15 protein-coding genes are annotated in these 16,509 nt (G+C 44.4%); 4 read left to right on the top strand and 11 right to left on the bottom strand.

From position 1 onward, the window contains the following. Positions 1-5: 5 nt before the first annotated feature. Together H9L11_RS20960 and H9L11_RS20955 are read right to left on the bottom strand one after the other, a co-directional pair. On the bottom strand, positions 6-1,193 hold the full coding sequence (locus H9L11_RS20960) for an amino acid aminotransferase (protein ID WP_017634625.1): 1,188 nt from the start codon (positions 1,191-1,193) through the stop codon (positions 6-8). Between the two features lie 155 nt (positions 1,194-1,348). Beyond that, positions 1,349-2,206: an AraC family transcriptional regulator gene (locus H9L11_RS20955; protein WP_205391168.1), complete on the bottom strand. Its 858-nt coding sequence runs from the start codon at positions 2,204-2,206 to the stop codon at positions 1,349-1,351. A gap of 120 nt (positions 2,207-2,326) precedes the next feature. Here H9L11_RS20955 and H9L11_RS20950 point away from each other — a divergent pair, with 120 nt between their 5' ends. After that, the gene (locus H9L11_RS20950; RefSeq protein WP_205391167.1) at positions 2,327-3,736 is read left to right on the top strand and encodes an MATE family efflux transporter; all 1,410 of its coding nucleotides are present in this window, start codon (positions 2,327-2,329) and stop codon (positions 3,734-3,736) included. An 84-nt stretch (positions 3,737-3,820) separates the two neighbouring features. On the opposite strand, the gene nrdG is transcribed toward H9L11_RS20950, so the two are convergent. Together nrdG and nrdD are read right to left on the bottom strand one after the other, a co-directional pair. Further along, positions 3,821-4,291 (bottom strand): anaerobic ribonucleoside-triphosphate reductase-activating protein, encoded by a 471-nt coding sequence (nrdG, locus tag H9L11_RS20945; protein ID WP_205391166.1) that lies wholly within the window; start codon positions 4,289-4,291, stop codon positions 3,821-3,823. 84 nt (positions 4,292-4,375) lie between these two features. Beyond that, on the bottom strand, positions 4,376-6,496 hold the full coding sequence (gene nrdD, locus H9L11_RS20940; protein WP_205391165.1) for an anaerobic ribonucleoside-triphosphate reductase: 2,121 nt from the start codon (positions 6,494-6,496) through the stop codon (positions 4,376-4,378). Positions 6,497-6,805: 309 nt separating this feature from the next. Between nrdD and H9L11_RS20935 the strand changes: the two genes are divergently transcribed. After that, positions 6,806-7,669 carry an endonuclease/exonuclease/phosphatase family protein gene (locus H9L11_RS20935; RefSeq protein ID WP_025767757.1) on the top strand — a complete coding sequence of 288 codons (864 nt, stop codon included), beginning with the start codon at positions 6,806-6,808 and terminating at the stop codon, positions 7,667-7,669. A gap of 36 nt (positions 7,670-7,705) precedes the next feature. Here H9L11_RS20935 and H9L11_RS20930 read toward each other — a convergent pair whose 3' ends face one another. The 3 genes from H9L11_RS20930 to H9L11_RS20920 are packed head-to-tail and all read right to left on the bottom strand — an operon-like array spanning position 7,706 to position 8,870. Next, a complete protein-coding gene (locus H9L11_RS20930; RefSeq protein WP_205391164.1) occupies positions 7,706-8,146 on the bottom strand; it encodes a YeeE/YedE family protein in 441 nt (146 codons plus the stop codon). Between the two features lie 14 nt (positions 8,147-8,160). Further along, positions 8,161-8,562, bottom strand: a complete 402-nt coding sequence (locus H9L11_RS20925) for a YeeE/YedE thiosulfate transporter family protein (RefSeq protein ID WP_025767756.1) — start codon at positions 8,560-8,562, stop codon at positions 8,161-8,163. A 17-nt stretch (positions 8,563-8,579) separates the two neighbouring features. Continuing rightward, positions 8,580-8,870, bottom strand: a complete 291-nt coding sequence (locus H9L11_RS20920; RefSeq protein ID WP_005376206.1) for a metalloregulator ArsR/SmtB family transcription factor — start codon at positions 8,868-8,870, stop codon at positions 8,580-8,582. A 151-nt stretch (positions 8,871-9,021) separates the two neighbouring features. On the opposite strand from H9L11_RS20920, the gene H9L11_RS20915 reads away from it, so the two are divergent. After that, on the top strand, positions 9,022-10,725 hold the full coding sequence (locus tag H9L11_RS20915) for an FAD-dependent oxidoreductase (RefSeq protein WP_104976080.1): 1,704 nt from the start codon (positions 9,022-9,024) through the stop codon (positions 10,723-10,725). Between the two features lie 67 nt (positions 10,726-10,792). Here H9L11_RS20915 and H9L11_RS20910 read toward each other — a convergent pair whose 3' ends face one another. Next, entirely contained in the window at positions 10,793-11,491 is a 699-nt protein-coding gene (locus tag H9L11_RS20910; protein WP_053349909.1) for an aspartate/glutamate racemase family protein, read from the bottom strand. A gap of 139 nt (positions 11,492-11,630) precedes the next feature. Further along, on the bottom strand, positions 11,631-12,431 hold the full coding sequence (locus H9L11_RS20905; protein WP_031781164.1) for a PhzF family phenazine biosynthesis isomerase: 801 nt from the start codon (positions 12,429-12,431) through the stop codon (positions 11,631-11,633). A 147-nt stretch (positions 12,432-12,578) separates the two neighbouring features. Here H9L11_RS20905 and H9L11_RS20900 point away from each other — a divergent pair, with 147 nt between their 5' ends. Further along, entirely contained in the window at positions 12,579-13,028 is a 450-nt protein-coding gene (locus tag H9L11_RS20900; protein WP_005376100.1) for a YkgB family protein, read from the top strand. 198 nt (positions 13,029-13,226) lie between these two features. On the opposite strand, the gene H9L11_RS20895 is transcribed toward H9L11_RS20900, so the two are convergent. After that, the gene (locus H9L11_RS20895) at positions 13,227-13,703 is read right to left on the bottom strand and encodes a DM13 domain-containing protein (RefSeq protein ID WP_005376099.1); all 477 of its coding nucleotides are present in this window, start codon (positions 13,701-13,703) and stop codon (positions 13,227-13,229) included. Between the two features lie 195 nt (positions 13,704-13,898). Beyond that, a complete protein-coding gene (locus H9L11_RS20890; RefSeq protein ID WP_205391163.1) occupies positions 13,899-16,223 on the bottom strand; it encodes an FdhF/YdeP family oxidoreductase in 2,325 nt (774 codons plus the stop codon). Positions 16,224-16,509 lie beyond the last annotated feature (286 nt).

Raw genomic sequence — 16,509 nt, 5'->3', positions numbered from 1 at the left:
TCCAATTAAGCTTGAGATACTTTCTTAATTGCGTCCGCTACGTATGGAATATGAGTTTCGGTAAGTCCGGCAATGTTAATTCGACCATCGCCAACACCATAAATGCCATAATCTTCACGCAGTTGCGCCATTTGGTTTCCACTAAAGCCTAGCACAGTAAACATGCCTTTGTGACCCTCAATGAAATCAAATTGATCTGTATTATGGTTGTTTCTCAACTCGTTACACAAACTTTGACGAAGGCTAACCAAACGATGTTGCATTTCACTCAATTCTTGCTTCCAAACGGAAGTGAGATTGTCATCTTGCAGAATGGTCTTGACTAAAGCTGCACCATGGTCGGGTGGCATCGTGTAAGTCGAGCGAGCTAGAGTGAGGAGTTTACCTTTTGCATTGGTTACATCATGCATGTTCTTACCAACCACAATCGCTGCACCAGTTCGTTCACGGTACAGACCAAAGTTCTTCGAACATGAAGTAGTAATCAACATCTCTTCAACGTTATCTGCCATAAAACGAAGACCTTTTGCGTCTTCTTCTAGGCCATCACCGAAGCCTTGGTAAGCAATGTCCACAAATGGGATGAAACCGTTCTTCTGCGACAATTCTGTAATGGCTTGCCAAGCAGAGAAGTCAATATCTGCACCAGTTGGGTTGTGGCAACAACCATGAAGAAGTACCACATCTGAAGGCCCAGCTTTCGCAAGATCATCCATCATTTTTGCGGTGTCTACTTGTTTCGTTTCCGAAGAGAAATAGTGGTAGAACTTAACTTTAAGGCCTGCTGCTTCCATCACTGGCTTGTGGTTTACGTAGCTTGGGTTGGAAATCCAAACCGTCGTATCTGGCTGTGCGATCTTCATTAGATCACCGAGCATACGCAGCGCACCACTTGCACCTGGCGTTTGAATAGCTGCAACACGATCCATTGCAGACGTTCCCGTCAGCAGCAAATCGATCATGCTTTTATTAAATTCTTCGCAACCCGCAAGACCAACATAAGACTTGGTTTTTTGAGTTTCAACAACGACATCCTGCGCCATTTGAATGGCTTTCATAATCGGCGTTTCGCCTGCGCTGTTTTTGTATACGCCAATGCCAAGGTCAACCTTGTTTGGACGTTCATCGTTACGGTATGCAACGGATAGAGATAAAATAGGATCTAATACGGGAGTTGGGAGATTAGAAAACATGAAAGTCATAACCCTTTGAAATTCAAGTACCGAACCTCACGTTAACACCATCGCAAAAAATGACGAAATGATTTTTCACTTATTTCATCAATTAGAGAACAAAATTCTGGATTGCGGTGAGTTTTGTGCGCTCTATCGTTCAGAAAAAGAACGATTCACTCCTCGTCGTACCAATCCACTCTACCGTTTTTTCTAAACTCTCTTGGTGTCATGGTCGACCACGCTTTAAAACGTGTACTAAAGTTAGCGCTGGTCGGATATCCGACTATTTCTCCAATATGCTGAATTGGCCATTCTGTTGAACGAAGTAACCTAGCAGCATATTCCATGCGCATACGCGTTAAATGTGCCATTGGGCTTCGACCAAACTGCTTTTGAGTCAGTCGATGCAAATGAGGCTCCGAACATGGATATAGAGCCGCCACCTGCTCAACGCTCCAATCCTTATGGAGCTGACGTTGGACAAGGTCAAATACACGCCGAAGCCTCAATTGGCTGCGTGATATCGACTCTGAGGGCGGCATGTTTAACATCAGCTCTAACTGAGCCACACTATGCTCACCTACCGCACCACCATAATCGATTGGAAGGTTAATGCTGCGTAGTAACGTTTGGATACATGCATACATCACTTCAGGTGTAGATGAAAGCTGGTAGCGAACATCGCATTCTAATATCGGCCACTCTCTATCAGGAGCAAGAAAAAGCCACGCGATCTGCCAAGGTTCTTCTTCTATACCAAAACCGTTTTCAACACCTGCGGGTACTGTAATCAACGAGCCCGGTTCCAAATCGTATCGATAAGTCCCACTCTCTAGCCACCCTTTACCACGCACCGTATAGAGCAGCATGTGTTTCTTTTGGTTTTTACGATAAACAGAGAAGAAGTCACGACAAGTGGCAATGCCGCACTGCACAATGCCTCTCTCCTCAAGTGCTAATACTCGACTGTGATCAATAAACTCTTGATAAGTTTTTTCTGAAATCGCGTAGCGTTCTTGTTTATCTTCCATGATTTATTGGCTCACATGTGCGTTAGTAGAGAGTTTTACAAAGGTTTTGGATTCCTTTGAAAAATACACCGCCAAATCATGAGGATAAACTACTCGCATTAATCTTTAAGGAGAAATGCGATGCTCTTAACACGCGAATACATCGATAAAGCATTTTGGCAAAAGCTGATTACGATTGGCCTACCTGTTTCACTTCAGTCCATGCTTTTTGCTTTGCTCGGCGTCGTGGATATTTTCATGGTAAGCCTACTCGGAGAATCTGCAACGGCAGCAGTTGGAGTTGGAAATCGTATCTTTTTCTTCAACCTAGCGGTTGTCTTTGGCCTGTGCGGTGCAGTTACCGTACTTGCTTCTCAATACTACGGCTCAGGAAACCTAGCCGGAATTCGCAGAACGTTGGCGCAATCTTGGTTTATTTCCATTTTGGTGACGCTGCCGTTTATCGTTCTTTATGCGATTTTTGATGAAGAGATCGTCTCTTTTATGTCAGACGATCCTGAATACGTCACTTATGCACGTGATTATCTTGTGGTTACGGGCTTTAGCCTCATTGCTACGGCGATAGTAGTACCGATTGAAGCGGTATTGCGCTCCGTGGGCCAAACCAAACTGGCAACCAACGTTAGTATCTCCGCCATTGTCGTTAACGTCGCGCTTAATTATGTTTTGATTTTTGGTTTATTTGGTTTCCCTCAATGGGGCGTATTTGGTTTCCCTCAATGGGGCGTATTTGGTGCAGCCGTAGGTAGTTTTGTTTCTCGATTTTTCCAAACCGCCGTCTTGATTTATTTTTTCTACAAACGATATGCTTACCTAATTCCGACTAAGTTCGATTGGGTACAAGACCGCTTAAAACAGTATCGAAAAAAGTACTTTAAGGTTTCTTTACCCATGTTGGTCCACGATGCACTTTGGACTGGTGGATTGATCGTTTACAGCATCATCTATGGTCAATTGGGCGTTTCAGAACTGGCGATCATCTCATTCTTATCACCGATTGAAGGGGTACTGATTTCAACCTTTATGGGATTTGCGGTCGCTGCATCCGTTCTTCTTGGGAATGATATTGGTGCAAAACATTATGACCGAGTCGAGAAAACGGCGTGGTGGTATGTGTTAACCAGCGCAATCTTAGCCACCTTGCTGTTTTTCCTAGTGTGGTTGAGCTCGCCCATGATTCATCACCTATTGGTACTGAGCCCGTTAACCGATGCAGACATGGCACTTAACGTATGTTTAGTCATGGCGCTAGGTATGATTTTGAGGGTGTTTAACATGGTTGGGATTGGCGGCGTACTAAAGAGTGGCGCTGATATTCGCTATAGCATTTTCATCGACACGTTCGGTCAGTGGGCTATTGGCATCCCCCTTACTTATTACACAGGCATGGTGTTAGGGCTGCCTTTGCATTTTGTCTTGATGTCTCTGCTCGCGGAAGAGTTAGTGAAAGGCGTACTGACGACTTACCGTATTCAATCTAAACGTTGGATAAATAATATGGTTGAAGATGACCAATCGGTGACAGCGTAACCTAAAAGACATTAACGAACTCACACCAAAAGGGCTCACCCGTTATGCACGCGTGAGCCCTTTTTATGTGCGGAGAATGCTTGATTAGATGTCCGTAAAGCGATGAATGATTTGGTTTGAACTGCCACGCCATTCGAGATTGAGGTCTTTCTTGTCTTGTTCAAACTTACCATCAATCAAAACATCGATGTATTGCACCACTTCCCTTTGCGCGTTATTCAGTTCCGTCAGCGTGTAGCCAGTCCAAACCCAAATGTCTTTACCTGGGCACTCCTCTTTCACCCTTTTCACTATCTTCAAAATATGAGGCACATTAGCAGGGTGAAGCGGATCTCCACCCGACAACGACAAGCCACGGCGTTTGATACGCGTGTCGTTTAAGTCAGCGATGATTTTGTCTTCCGCTTCTTGCGTGAAAAGTACACCAGAATCCAAACGTTGCGTCGACTGGTTATAACACCCACGGCACTGATGCACACAACCCGACACAAACAGCGTGCAGCGCGTACCCGGTCCGTTAACAACGTCAATTGGATAGTATTGGTGGTAATTCATAATGCGTCTCTGTGTTATCGCGAAAGAGAAAATCAACCTGTTTAAAGTTGATTTTCAAAGTGTTAAAACGAGTGGTAGTAAACCTTACAGGTGTTTAACTCGGCGCTTCACTTCTTCTTGCTTACCGAAGTTAAACGGGCGTGCATCTGGGCTGCCTAGGTAGCCACAAACTCGACGTGTTACTGATACTTTAGTTGAGTCATGGTTACCACAGCTTGGGCAAGTGAAGCCTTTACTTGTACAGTCAAACTCGCCGTTGTAGCCACACTCGTAGCACTCATCAATTGGCGTGTTTGTACCGTAGTAAGGCACTCGGGTGTAACTGTAGTCCCATACGTTTTCTAGTGCTTCAACGTTACGTTGCATGTTCGGGAACTCGCCGTAACAGATAAAGCCGCCGCTTGAGATTTCTGGGTAAGGCATCTCAAAGTCGATCTTGTCGTACGGGTTCACCTTCTTCTCAACATCTAGGTGGAAGCTGTTGGTGTAGTAACCTTTGTCTGTTACGCCTTCAATTACACCGAACTCTTTCGCATCGATGCGGCAGAAACGGCTGCATAGGTTTTCACTTGGCGTTGCATATAAGCTGAAGCCATAGCCAGTTTCGTCAGCCCATTGATTCACAGCATCTTTTAGATGCTTGATGATAGCGACCGCTTTTTCACGCAAAACAGCGTCATCATAAACGTGCGCTTCTGTACCGAATAGCGCGTTAATTGTCTCGTGTACACCGATGTAACCAAGAGAAATAGAAGCACGACCGTTCTTGAAGATATCTGCGATTGAGTCGTCTGCTTTCAAGCGAACACCACATGCGCCTTCCATGTATAGGATTGGGGCCACGCGTGCTTTCACGTTTTCAAGGCGAGAGATACGTGTCTCTAGTGCTTTACGAGCAAGACGTAGGCGGTCATTTAGAAGCTCGTAGAATTTCTCTTCGCTTCCGTTTGCACGGATAGCGATACGAGGAAGGTTCAAGCTCACGACGCCAAGGTTGTTACGACCTTCGTGAATCAGCTCACCGCTTTCTTCGTAAGTACCAAGGAAGCTACGGCAACCCATTGGCGTTTTGAATGAACCGGTTACTTCCACTACTTTGTCGTAGTTAAGAATGTCTGGGTACATACGCTTAGACGCACACTCAAGCGCAAGTTGCTTGATGTCGTAGTTTGGATCTTCTGATTTGTGGTTCAAACCATCTTTGATGCCGAATACAAGTTTAGGGAATACCGCTGTTTTACGGTTCTTGCCTAGACCTGCAATACGATTCTTCAGAATCGATTTCTGGATCAGGCGGGATGCCCAGCTTGTACCAAGACCAAAACCGAACGTAACGAATGGGGTTTGACCGTTCGCTGTATGCAGCGTGTTTACTTCGTATTCTAGAGATTGAAATGCGTCGTAACACTCTTTCTCAGTGCGCGCTTTTGCGAACTCTTCTGGCTCAGCAATGTTCCACTCTTTTGCAATCTCTAGGTGTTTCTCGTAGCTTGTGATTACGTACGGTTCTAGAACCTCATCAATACGGTTGATGGTTGTACCGCCGTAAATGTGGCTCGCGACTTGAGCAATGATTTGTGCTGTTACCGCTGTTGCAGTCGAAATTGATTTTGGCGTATCAATCTCAGCGTTACCCATTTTAAAACCATGCGTCAGCATGCCTTTAAGATCGATAAGCATACAGTTAAACATTGGGAAGAACGGTGCGTAGTCTAAATCGTGGTAGTGAATGTCACCCACTTCGTGCGCTTGAACCACATCGCGAGGAAGAATGTGCGTCTTCGCGTAGTGTTTCGCTACGATACCAGCCAACAAGTCACGTTGAGTCGGAATTACTTTGCCGTCTTTGTTCGCGTTCTCGTTGATTAGATCCAGATTACTTTCTTCAATCAAACCTTCGATTTCGCGAGTTAGTGCACTTTGCTTCTCACGAGCGATGTCGCGATCGTGGCGATATTCAATGTAAGAACGCGCTAGGGCTTTGTAAGGACCTTGCATGAGTTCATTTTCGACTAAGTCTTGAATCTCATGGATGTGAACTTCATCGTGTTCTCTTAACTGTAACTCGACAGCAAGAGCCACATTAAGAGCATAAATAGCGACATCTTTATCTTTGTTTTCCGCTGCTGCTTCAACTGCTGCTTGGATACGATCCCTGTTGAACGGAGCTCTTGATCCGTCGCGTTTGATTACGATTGGTTTCACTTTGTTCTCCTTACCCGAGCATACTCACAGAGTTATCCATAAACACACTATATGGGGTCATTTTTTATTCTGGCAACACAATATATTGTGGCGCATTTAACGAGAAGCACCACTCGAAAACATTGATTTTGATCAATAAAGATTGGCTAGCGAACAAGAAGAAATCGATCTTATTGGCGTTGATCTCAGTTGCGAAGAAAACCATGAAAATTGCAAAATTGGTACTAAATCTACTTGCTATTTTTGGAGGTCTTGTAGGATAAAGGATGGAAAGGAATACGCTAAAAGATAGGAGTGCAACAGGCCAAAATGCGATCACTTTTTGTTACGTTAATATTACTTTTTAGTTCTCTTTCATTTGCTCAAAACTCCATCAATCTAACCAGTTGGAACATAGAATGGTTATCTATAGATGGTGGAAAAGTGTCGAGAACACCACAAGATTTTGAAAAGCTGACCCACTATGTGGATAAAACACAAGCCGACATTTTTGCTTTTCAAGAAGTCGAAAGTGCTGCTGCCATCCAAAAAGCCGTTGGCAATGACTTCACTATTTATCTTTCCGATCGTTCAAACGCCTCCAACCGACACCTTCAGTTTAACGACACCAACCAATACACAGGCTTTGCCGTGCGCAATGGCGTAAGCGTATTAGACAAGCCAGACTTCTCTATCACACGAGGCAACAGCAAGCTTCGCTTCGCGAGCTACCTTGTTTTAAATCCAAACCAAGAAAACGAGACTCACCTACTCTCTGTACATCTGAAAGCGGGTTGCAGTGGCGCGTATCGTAATAACCGCGATTGTAAGATAGTGAAACAACAAGGACAGGCACTAGCTAAGTGGATAAAGGCGCGCGAGGACAACAAACAACATTATGTCGTGCTTGGCGACTTTAACCACAACTTGGGTTATCAAGGAGATTGGTTGTGGGACGTGATATCGGACAATACTAGTGCAAAGCTAGTGACTAAAGACACTAAAGCGGAATGTAAAGTGCGCTCTAATCGTAATCCGAATAAAACCCACCAATTCCGCTCGGTGATAGACCACATCATTGCGAGTGGTGATTTAAAGGCGTCGTCTGGTGTTCAAACCGTTTTCAAAACACAAGATGTACTCGACTATAAACTGAGTGACCATTGCCCGGTTTCTACGACACTCACTTTTTAGCGTTTAAGTACTCTTTTTAACGTTGAAGTACTTTCTTTATTGACGAACCACTCTTTTAGCGGTGAATGACCCAACCAACATTGCCGCTATAAAGAGCAGAACTTGTGTGTTGCCAGTAAAAAGGCTGGCAACCGCAGGACCAGGACACACACCCAGTAAGCCCCAACCAATACCAAACAGTGCTGCACCAACGACTAACTTTTTGTCTATCGTTTTAGAAGTCGGACAGACAACCTCATCACCAAACACAGATTCGCTTCTTGGCTTTATTAATAAAAGATAAGCAGGAACGAACACAACAAGTGCTCCGCCCATAACGAAGGCTAAGCTTGGGTCCCATGAACCGGTAATATCAAGAAAGCCGATCACTTTTGCCGGATCTGCCATACCAGAGACCACCATACCAATACCAAAGAGCACACCAGAAAATGCAACAACGGACATTTGCTTAATACTTTTCATTACGTGAGTTTTCATAACGACACTATTCCTCACGATACTAGCAAGACGGTTAACATGGCTGTGGCCATAAAAGTACACGTCGCGACCACAGAACGGATTGAGAAACGCCCTATTCCACAAATGCCATGGCCACTAGTACAACCATTGCCGATACGCGTACCAACACCGACTAACAAGCCAGCAACGATAACTAAAATAAGAGAACCGCTGTACTGATCTGGTACATGCCCGCCAAGAACATAAACAGCAAACAAGCCACCTAATACCATCGCAATTAAAAAAACAATTCGCCAAACGCGGTCTGCGCTCTCAACGGCACCGTTTAAGATCCCACTGATCCCAGCAGTCTTGCCAGTAAATAGCATCAGTGTTATCGCTGATACGCCAACTATTATGCCGCCCAACAGCGACATCCAAGGAACTTCAAACATAGCAACCGCCAAACTAATTACTTACAGAAAACTTGCTTAAAGGCCTCAACCAACGGACCAACTCTTTCATCAGAAATTGAATAAAATACCTGCTGAGAAACTTTTCTAGCTTTAATAATGTCGTGCTTTCTCAATACGGTGAGATGTTGTGAAAAAGCAGATTGGCTTAATGATGAACCTTCAAACAGTTCACCAACCCCTTTCTCGCCTTCAATCAGCTTACACATCACGATTAGGCGCTCTGGATGAGCCATAATTTTAAGCAGCTCACTCGCTTCGGTCGCACTTTGTAGCATACTGTCGCCCATTCTTATGCCTCTTCATTACTACATTACATTTCATTAGATATTACTAATTAATATTATTAAGTCAATGCTAATGTAGATTAAATAACATTAGACTTAGCTAATTTATTTAAGTAAGGTGTAGGCGTTTTCGATCATTCAGCAGGAGAAATCCATGAGCAAAATCGTGATTATTGGTGGGGTTGCTGGAGGTGCATCTGCAGCAGCTCGCGCTCGTCGTCTTAGTGAAGACGCAGAAATCATTATGTTTGAACGCGGTCCATTTGTGTCATTTGCAAACTGTGGCTTACCCTATCACATTGGTGGCGATATCCAAGAGCGCAGCAAACTGCTTCTTCAAACGCCTGAGAGCTTTTTAGCGCGTTTCAATGTTGATGTCCGTGTGATGAACGAAGTGGTTTCTATTAACCGTCAAGACAAAACGGTTACGGTTAAGAATTTGCTTGATGGCTCGGAATACCAAGAGAGCTACGACTTTCTTCTACTCAGCCCTGGCGCAGGTCCAGTTGTGCCGCCTATTCCGGGTATTGATAACCCGTTAACGCACTCGCTGCGCAATATTCCAGATATGGATCGCATCATTAAAACGATCGAAACCAACAAAGTTGAACACGCTACGGTCGTTGGTGGTGGTTTTATCGGTTTGGAAATGATGGAAGCCTTCCACCAGCTAGGCATAAAAACCACATTAGTTGAAATGGCGGATCAAGTGATGACGCCCGTTGACCGTGAAATGGCTGGCTTCGCACATGCTGAAATTCGTGAGAAAGGCATCGACCTTAAACTTGGCGTCGCACTTGAGTCGGTGAAATTCGTACCTAACGAGCACGTGGCAAGTTTCGACTCTGGTGAGAGCGAAAAACACCAACATCTAGAAGGTGAATTAGAATTAACACTAAACAACGGTGAAAGACTCACCACCGATATTTTGATTATGGCAATTGGTGTTCGCCCCGAGACCAAATTAGCGAAAGAAGCTGGCTTAGAAATCGGCGCTCTTGGTGGTATTTATACCAATGAATACATGCAAACCAGCGATCCTTCGATCTACGCTGTCGGCGACGCGGTAGAAGAGAAAGACTTTGTGACTGGCGAGCAAACTCTAGTGCCACTTGCGGGCCCGGCAAACCGTCAAGGCCGAATGGCAGCAGACAACATGCTTGGCCGCCAAGAAACTTACCAAGGTACGCAAGGCACGGCGATCTGTAAGATTTTTGATTTAGCCGTCGCTTCTACTGGTAAAAACGAGAAACAGCTGAAACGTGAAAACATCGCTTATGAAAAAGTGTATGTGCATACAGCAAGTCACGCGAGTTACTACCCAGGTGCAGAAACCGTGTCATTCAAAATGCTGTTTGATCCAGTAACAGGTAAAATATTAGGTGCGCAAGCAGTAGGTAAAGACGGTGTTGATAAACGTATCGACGTAATGGCAGTTGCTCAGCGTGCTGGTATGACGGTAGAGCAACTGCAACACCTCGAGCTCACTTACGCGCCACCTTATGGCTCTGCTAAAGATGTAATTAACCAAGCGGCGTTTGTGGCAAATAACATCATCAAAGGCGATGCGACCGCGATTCATTATGATGAAATGGATTCACTGACAGAAGACCAACTGTTACTTGATGTTCGTAATCCTGGTGAATTGGAGTCCGTTGGTTATCTTGAAGGTGCAATTAATATTCCTGTCGATCAACTACGTCGTCGCATGCACGAACTTCCTAAAGACAAAGAGATCGTGATTTACTGTCAAGTTGGGTTACGCGGTAACGTAGCATACCGTCAGCTGGTCAACAATGGTTACAAAGCCCGCAACTTGATTGGTGGATACAGAACTCTCAAATTTGCTCGCTTATAACTTGATAATAAAAAAGAGAAAACCACGTGCTTGGTTTTCTCTTTTTTTGCAGGAAAGAAAGCGTAGATCATTCACCTTCAATTGCCAAACGGACTGCTGCTTGAGCATGGATAGAAGTGGTATCGAGTAGTGTAACATCGGTGTGACTTTGGTTTACAAGTAAGGCAATTTCAGTACACCCGAGAATCACAGCTTCAGCTCCGTGCTCTTTTAGTTTTTCAATAATTTGCAAGTATATCGTCCTTGACTCCTCTTTGATTTCACCTTGGCATAACTCTTTATAAATAATGTTATGTACTTTAGAGCGGTCGTCTTGATCGGGAATGACGACATCAAGCCCATAACGGTCGGAAAGCCTTCCTTTATAAAAGTCTTGCTCCATTGTGAATTGAGTACCAAGGAGTCCGACCTTTTGAACCCCTTTCTCACGAAGTAACTCAGCAGTCGCGTCTGCGATATGTAGTATGGGGATATTAATACTGGCTTCAATTTGAGGCGCAACTTTGTGCATTGTGTTAGTACAAATAAGAATGAAGTCAGCGCCCCCTTTTTCTATTAAAGATGCAGCATCAGATAGAATGCTTGCCGTTTCTTCCCATTTACCTTGATGTTGAAGTTTCTCTATCTCCGAAAAATTCACGCTATACATACAAATTTTTGCGGAATTTAGGCCGCCTAACGCCTCTTTGACTCCTTCGTTGATCAATTTGTAATAACTAAGCGTCGACTCCCAGCTCATACCACCTAGAAGACCGATAGTTTTCATATAACTCTCCAATCGTTATACACCACCGTGCCAGGGGTGTTTTTACAAAAAAAATCAGCCACTTAAATAAGCAGCATTCAAGCGTCTTCACTATTGAGCATTGGGTAACACGAAAATAAAATCATTCCCACAAGGACCGCTACGCGATTCTCATATATCCTCGCAATATCGTTACTGCATTTCCAGAAAGCTTAACGTGCTCAGTGCTTAACAACTCTGTATGGACGACCCCACTTCTCTTGGAGGCTTGGAAGCCTTTCAGTTGCTTTTTGTTGAGCTCTTTAGCCCAGTAAACACATAAAGCGCAATGTGCAGAGCCTGTAACTGGGTCCTCATTAACACCTACCCAAGGCGCGAAGTATCGAGAGACAAAATCGGCGTCAGTGCTTGATTGAGCAGTGATGACGACGCCACGGCCTTTTTGTTTAAGCAGCGCACCAAAATCAGGGTCGAGCTGTTCAAGCACAAATTCATCATTAATGACGACCAACTGCTTATTATCAAACTGACCGTAGGCGACTACATTGGCGGCATCTAGCCCCAAACCATGAAGTAAGTCTTTGTTAATACTAGCTCGCATATCTAAAGTTGGAGCAGGAAACACCAAATGAATTTCTTCATGATCGAGTTGTGCAGTTAAAACCCCAGATAGCGTAACGAACTCAATCGTATCTCCAGTATTATATAACCCCTGCTCTTTCAGAACGTGCGCCGTTGCAAGTGTGCCGTGTCCACACAAAGCAACTTCCGTCCTCGGTGTAAACCAACGAAGTTGCATTGTACTGAGTGACAGAAATGCCGTTTCAGATAACGACATCTCGGCCGCGATGGCCAACATCGTTTCCTCATCAAGGCTTGACTCTGTGATACAAACACCCGCGGGATTACCTTTGAAAACCTCTGATGTAAACGAGTCAACCTGAAAAATTTTAACTTCCACGAAATATCCTTAAGTTCTATCAAACACGTAATTCTGTATCACGTGATTTTTAATATCTGTTGTTTGAGCGAAAAAAACCTATGAAATTTTCTACCAACCTTATAGGTCTTGTTGGAAGCGCTAACAAACAGGAGAATGTAGTTAATTATGCAAAACGTAAAAAGCCATCATCAATGTGACTCAATTGGATATCTTATCGGAGTTTTCGGCGTTTCTTTAGTTCTAATATGGATTGGTATTTATAAATTCACACCTACAGAGGCCAAGCTTATACAACCGCTCGTTGAAAATCATTTTCTGATGAGTTGGTTGTATGATGTGATGTCAGTTCAAGCCGTATCAAACATCATTGGCGCAACAGAAATCATTGTCGCTATTGGATTAATCGTTGGCCTTAAAAACACACGAGTCGCTTATTTTTCTGGCATAGCCGCCGCAATTATTTTTCTTGCGACACTCAGCTTTCTAATTACGACACCGAATACATGGAAAGTGTCTGATGGGGTTTTGGTGACAAACTTCTTTTTAGTAAAAGATATTCTATTTTTAGCCATTGCGATTAGCGTCATCGAACGAAACAAGCCAAACAGAGAATAACTCTAAATAGTTCGAAATCTTGTTTTTCCAGAACGTAGCCTGAAAGGTGCAAACGACTTACAGGTCGAATGGTTCTGTCAATAACTCTAAACAAAGGCTCTTAAATTTAGAGTGTTTAAGAGTCTTTGCCTCTTAATTATGCGAAACAACATCCTAGCGTAAAGTGAAAAGAAAAGCCTTTCACTCTACTGCTAAGGTTTATTGATACTTTGCCGAAGTAATGAACTCACCGAATGTCTCGCACCATACAACAACCGTATTGTATTCAGAAATTGAAGTGCTTTGAGGAACCTCAACAACGAAGTTATCGAACGTTTTGACATCACCAATTAAGCTCATCTCAGATTTAAGGTCATTAAACTCTTGTTCCGTTTCGACAAACTTAGGAGATAGATAGAGTTTATAGTCTGGTCCGGGAGCGAGTTTTCCTACCAACGTAATGACTTCAGAACTCAAATGAATTTCTCCCTCTCCCCAATGAAAAGCGTCGCTACCTTTGAGTTCCCTCTTAAACACTGCGCTGTATTCTGCACCTTGCTTGCTCTTAGCAACTTGTTCATCGGTCGGCGCAGGTGGTGCAATAAGGATCGGTAAAGTATAGATACCTATCGCAATGCCAATAGAAACTGCCACTAAGTGACTGATTGTTAATTTAATTATATTTTTCAAGGTCATAAGCATCTTCTTATTAGTTTTACTACTTGAAATTAGATTCAAATCGGCCTTATCTGTCTATTATCGAGCAGCATAATGTCATTAACATTATACACAAGCTATGCGCACTAAATGCAGACTGAGCGCAATTAAAAACGGCTGATAATTAATATCAGCCGTTTGCTTATCGGAAATGTCGTTGTGCCGGTTTGGTCACTATTCCGCTTCCACCAAAGCGATCTTATCGGATGTCGATTTTTCCAATTTTATCGCAATAAACTTAGAGGTTGGCGTAAACGTTCTATCCCCATAACTGTCCAAAGGAACTAATGGGTTTGTTTCTGGATAGTAAGCCGCCGCCTGACCTGCTGGTACATCATAGGCAACAAGCGTAAATCCGCTCACACGGCGCTCAACGCCATCTTCCCACAATGACACCATGTCCACTTTGTCGCCCGGTTCAAAACCGAGTTTACGAATATCCGCTTCATTGATAAACAGCACTTCGCGCATACCAAATACTCCACGATAACGGTCATTCAAGCCGTAAAGTGTCGTATTGTATTGGTCGTGTGAGCGCATGGTTTGCAAGATCAAATCTGGCTTTTGGCCTTTTTCGAGTATCGCTTCGCTGATCAACTGCTTCGGCAACTCGCTAGAGCTGAACTGTGCTTTGCCGCTTGGTGTATTCCATCGACGCTCGGCAGCTGGGTTTACCAAGTGGAATCCACCCGGGTGTTTAAGCTTATGGTTAAAGTCGGTAAAGCCCGGAATCGTGTCTGCAATCAAATCGCGAATACGGTCGTAATCTTCAATCGCCCACAACCAATCAATTGGTTTTGCCCCGAGTGTAGCATTGGCAATACCGGCAATAATCGCTGGTTCTGAACGCAAATGCTCCGAACGCGGTTTTAGCTGACCAAATGAGATATGCACCATGCTGAAAGTATCTTCAACCGTCACGCCTTGTGGGCCCGTCGCTTGCTGATCAATCTCAGTACGGCCTAAGCATGGAAGAATAAGCGCATCTTTACCTGTGACAAGGTGAGAACGATTTAACTTCGTCGAAATGTGTACGGTTAAATTACAGTTTCGCATCGCGTTGTGCGTACGTTCTGTGTCTGGCGTTGCTTGTGCAAAGTTACCGCCCAAACCGATAAATACTTTCGCTTGCCCTTCTTCCATCGCTTTAATGGCTTGCACAGTGTTGTGGCCTTCACCACGCGGGACGTCAAAGTTAAATCGACTTTCAATGCGATCCAACAACAGATCTGAAGGTTTTTCATCAATGCCCATCGTACGGTCGCCCTGAACGTTACTGTGACCTCGCACTGGTGAAAGACCCGCGCCCGGCTTACCAACGTTACCTCGTAACATTTGCACGTTTGCGACTTCTTTAATGGTTGGTACAGAGTGACGATGCTGAGTCAACCCCATCGCCCAACACATGATCACACGTTCTGCACGTCGATACATGCTCGCCACCATCTCGATTTCACTTAAATCAAGACCCGATTGTTCCGCGATGTGTTCCCAAGAGGTTGCGTCCACTTCAGCCAAATACTCATCAATACCTATCGTGTGTTGCTTGATGAACTCACGGTCAAATACCGCTTTGCCACCGTTTTGCAATGCCTCGCGTTCCCATTGCAACAAGAATTTCGCGATACCACGAAACACTGCCATGTCTCCACCTAAAGCAGGACGCAAGTACGCCGTGTTGGTAGGTTCTGAGCCGTTACTGAGCATCTCAATCGGCATTTGTGGGTTTTGGAAACGCTCTAATCCGCGCTCTTTCAGCGGGTTTAGACAGATAACCTGCGCACCACGTTTTACCGCTTCGCGCAGAGGTTCAAGCATTCGTGGGTGGTTCGTGCCCGGGTTTTGACCAATCACAAAAATCGCGTCGGCTTCTTCAAAATCATCAAAGATCACTGTGCCTTTACCAACGCCAATGGTGTCTTTCATCCCGATTGCACTGGCTTCGTGACACATGTTGGAACAATCTGGGAAGTTGTTGGTACCGAATGCGCGCACAAATAGCTGATATAAAAACGCCGCTTCGTTGCTTGCACGACCAGAGGTATAAAACTCCGCTTGGTGCGGTGAATCCAATTGATTGAGATGTTTAGCCACAAGAGAAAAAGCCTCATCCCAAGAGACAGGTACATAGTGGTCGGACTCGGCATCGTATCGCATTGGGTGCGTGATACGGCCTTGGTATTCCAACCAGTAATCGGTTTGCGTTGAGAGAGATGAAACGCTGTGATTGGCAAAAAACTCAGGATCAACCAGACGATTGGTCGCCTCCCAGTTTACCGCTTTCGCGCCATTCTCACAAAAATTGACTTTACCACTATCTGGCGACTCGCCCCATGCACATCCCGGGCAGTCGAAACCGCCATTTTGGTTGGTTTTGAGCATAGTGCGAATGTTTTTAACTGCATTTTCACTGCCCCACCAACTTCTGGTTACGGCTTTCAGTGCACCCCAACCACCAGCTGGACCTTTGTATGCTTTTATTTGTTCTTTTTGGCTCACGACTTTACTCCTCGCAGATATACCAGCAAGCAGGGTGCCCGTGAAAACAAGCGCGTTATTTATTGAGATAATGCGGAAGTATTGAAGGGCTTAGTTTCTAATCCATGTATTTTTTAATCCAAATAAGTAACCACTCAACACGCTCTCGCTTGTCCGAGCGTTTACTTATCTAGATTCTTGATATCGGATACCCGCCTACTGTTTCTAAGACTGGTAGATTCAATTCGCATTGCTGCATCTTGATCTAAATCAAAGATTAAGTCGATATTCAATATGCGTCCAATTG

The organism is Vibrio sp. sp1 (assembly GCF_016920955.1).
GTDB lineage: Bacteria > Pseudomonadota > Gammaproteobacteria > Enterobacterales > Vibrionaceae > Vibrio > Vibrio alginolyticus.
The sequence above is the reverse complement of the archived record's forward strand: the minus strand, read 5'-3'. Positions and strand labels throughout refer to the sequence as shown.

Bases quoted from the DNA above. Each gene is read 5' to 3' on its own strand.
- H9L11_RS20960 (WP_017634625.1), bottom strand. From the start codon at position 1,193: ATGTTTTCTAATCTCCCAACTCCCGTATTAGATCCTATTTTATCTCTA.
- H9L11_RS20955 (WP_205391168.1), bottom strand. From the start codon at position 2,206: ATGGAAGATAAACAAGAACGCTACGCGATTTCAGAAAAAACTTATCAA.
- H9L11_RS20950 (WP_205391167.1), top strand. From the start codon at position 2,327: ATGCTCTTAACACGCGAATACATCGATAAAGCATTTTGGCAAAAGCTG.
- nrdG (WP_205391166.1), bottom strand. From the start codon at position 4,291: ATGAATTACCACCAATACTATCCAATTGACGTTGTTAACGGACCGGGT.
- H9L11_RS20935 (WP_025767757.1), top strand. From the start codon at position 6,806: ATGCGATCACTTTTTGTTACGTTAATATTACTTTTTAGTTCTCTTTCA.
- H9L11_RS20930 (WP_205391164.1), bottom strand. From the start codon at position 8,146: ATGAAAACTCACGTAATGAAAAGTATTAAGCAAATGTCCGTTGTTGCA.
- H9L11_RS20925 (WP_025767756.1), bottom strand. From the start codon at position 8,562: ATGTTTGAAGTTCCTTGGATGTCGCTGTTGGGCGGCATAATAGTTGGC.
- H9L11_RS20920 (WP_005376206.1), bottom strand. From the start codon at position 8,870: ATGGGCGACAGTATGCTACAAAGTGCGACCGAAGCGAGTGAGCTGCTT.
- H9L11_RS20915 (WP_104976080.1), top strand. From the start codon at position 9,022: ATGAGCAAAATCGTGATTATTGGTGGGGTTGCTGGAGGTGCATCTGCA.
- H9L11_RS20910 (WP_053349909.1), bottom strand. From the start codon at position 11,491: ATGAAAACTATCGGTCTTCTAGGTGGTATGAGCTGGGAGTCGACGCTT.
- H9L11_RS20900 (WP_005376100.1), top strand. From the start codon at position 12,579: ATGCAAAACGTAAAAAGCCATCATCAATGTGACTCAATTGGATATCTT.
- H9L11_RS20895 (WP_005376099.1), bottom strand. From the start codon at position 13,703: ATGACCTTGAAAAATATAATTAAATTAACAATCAGTCACTTAGTGGCA.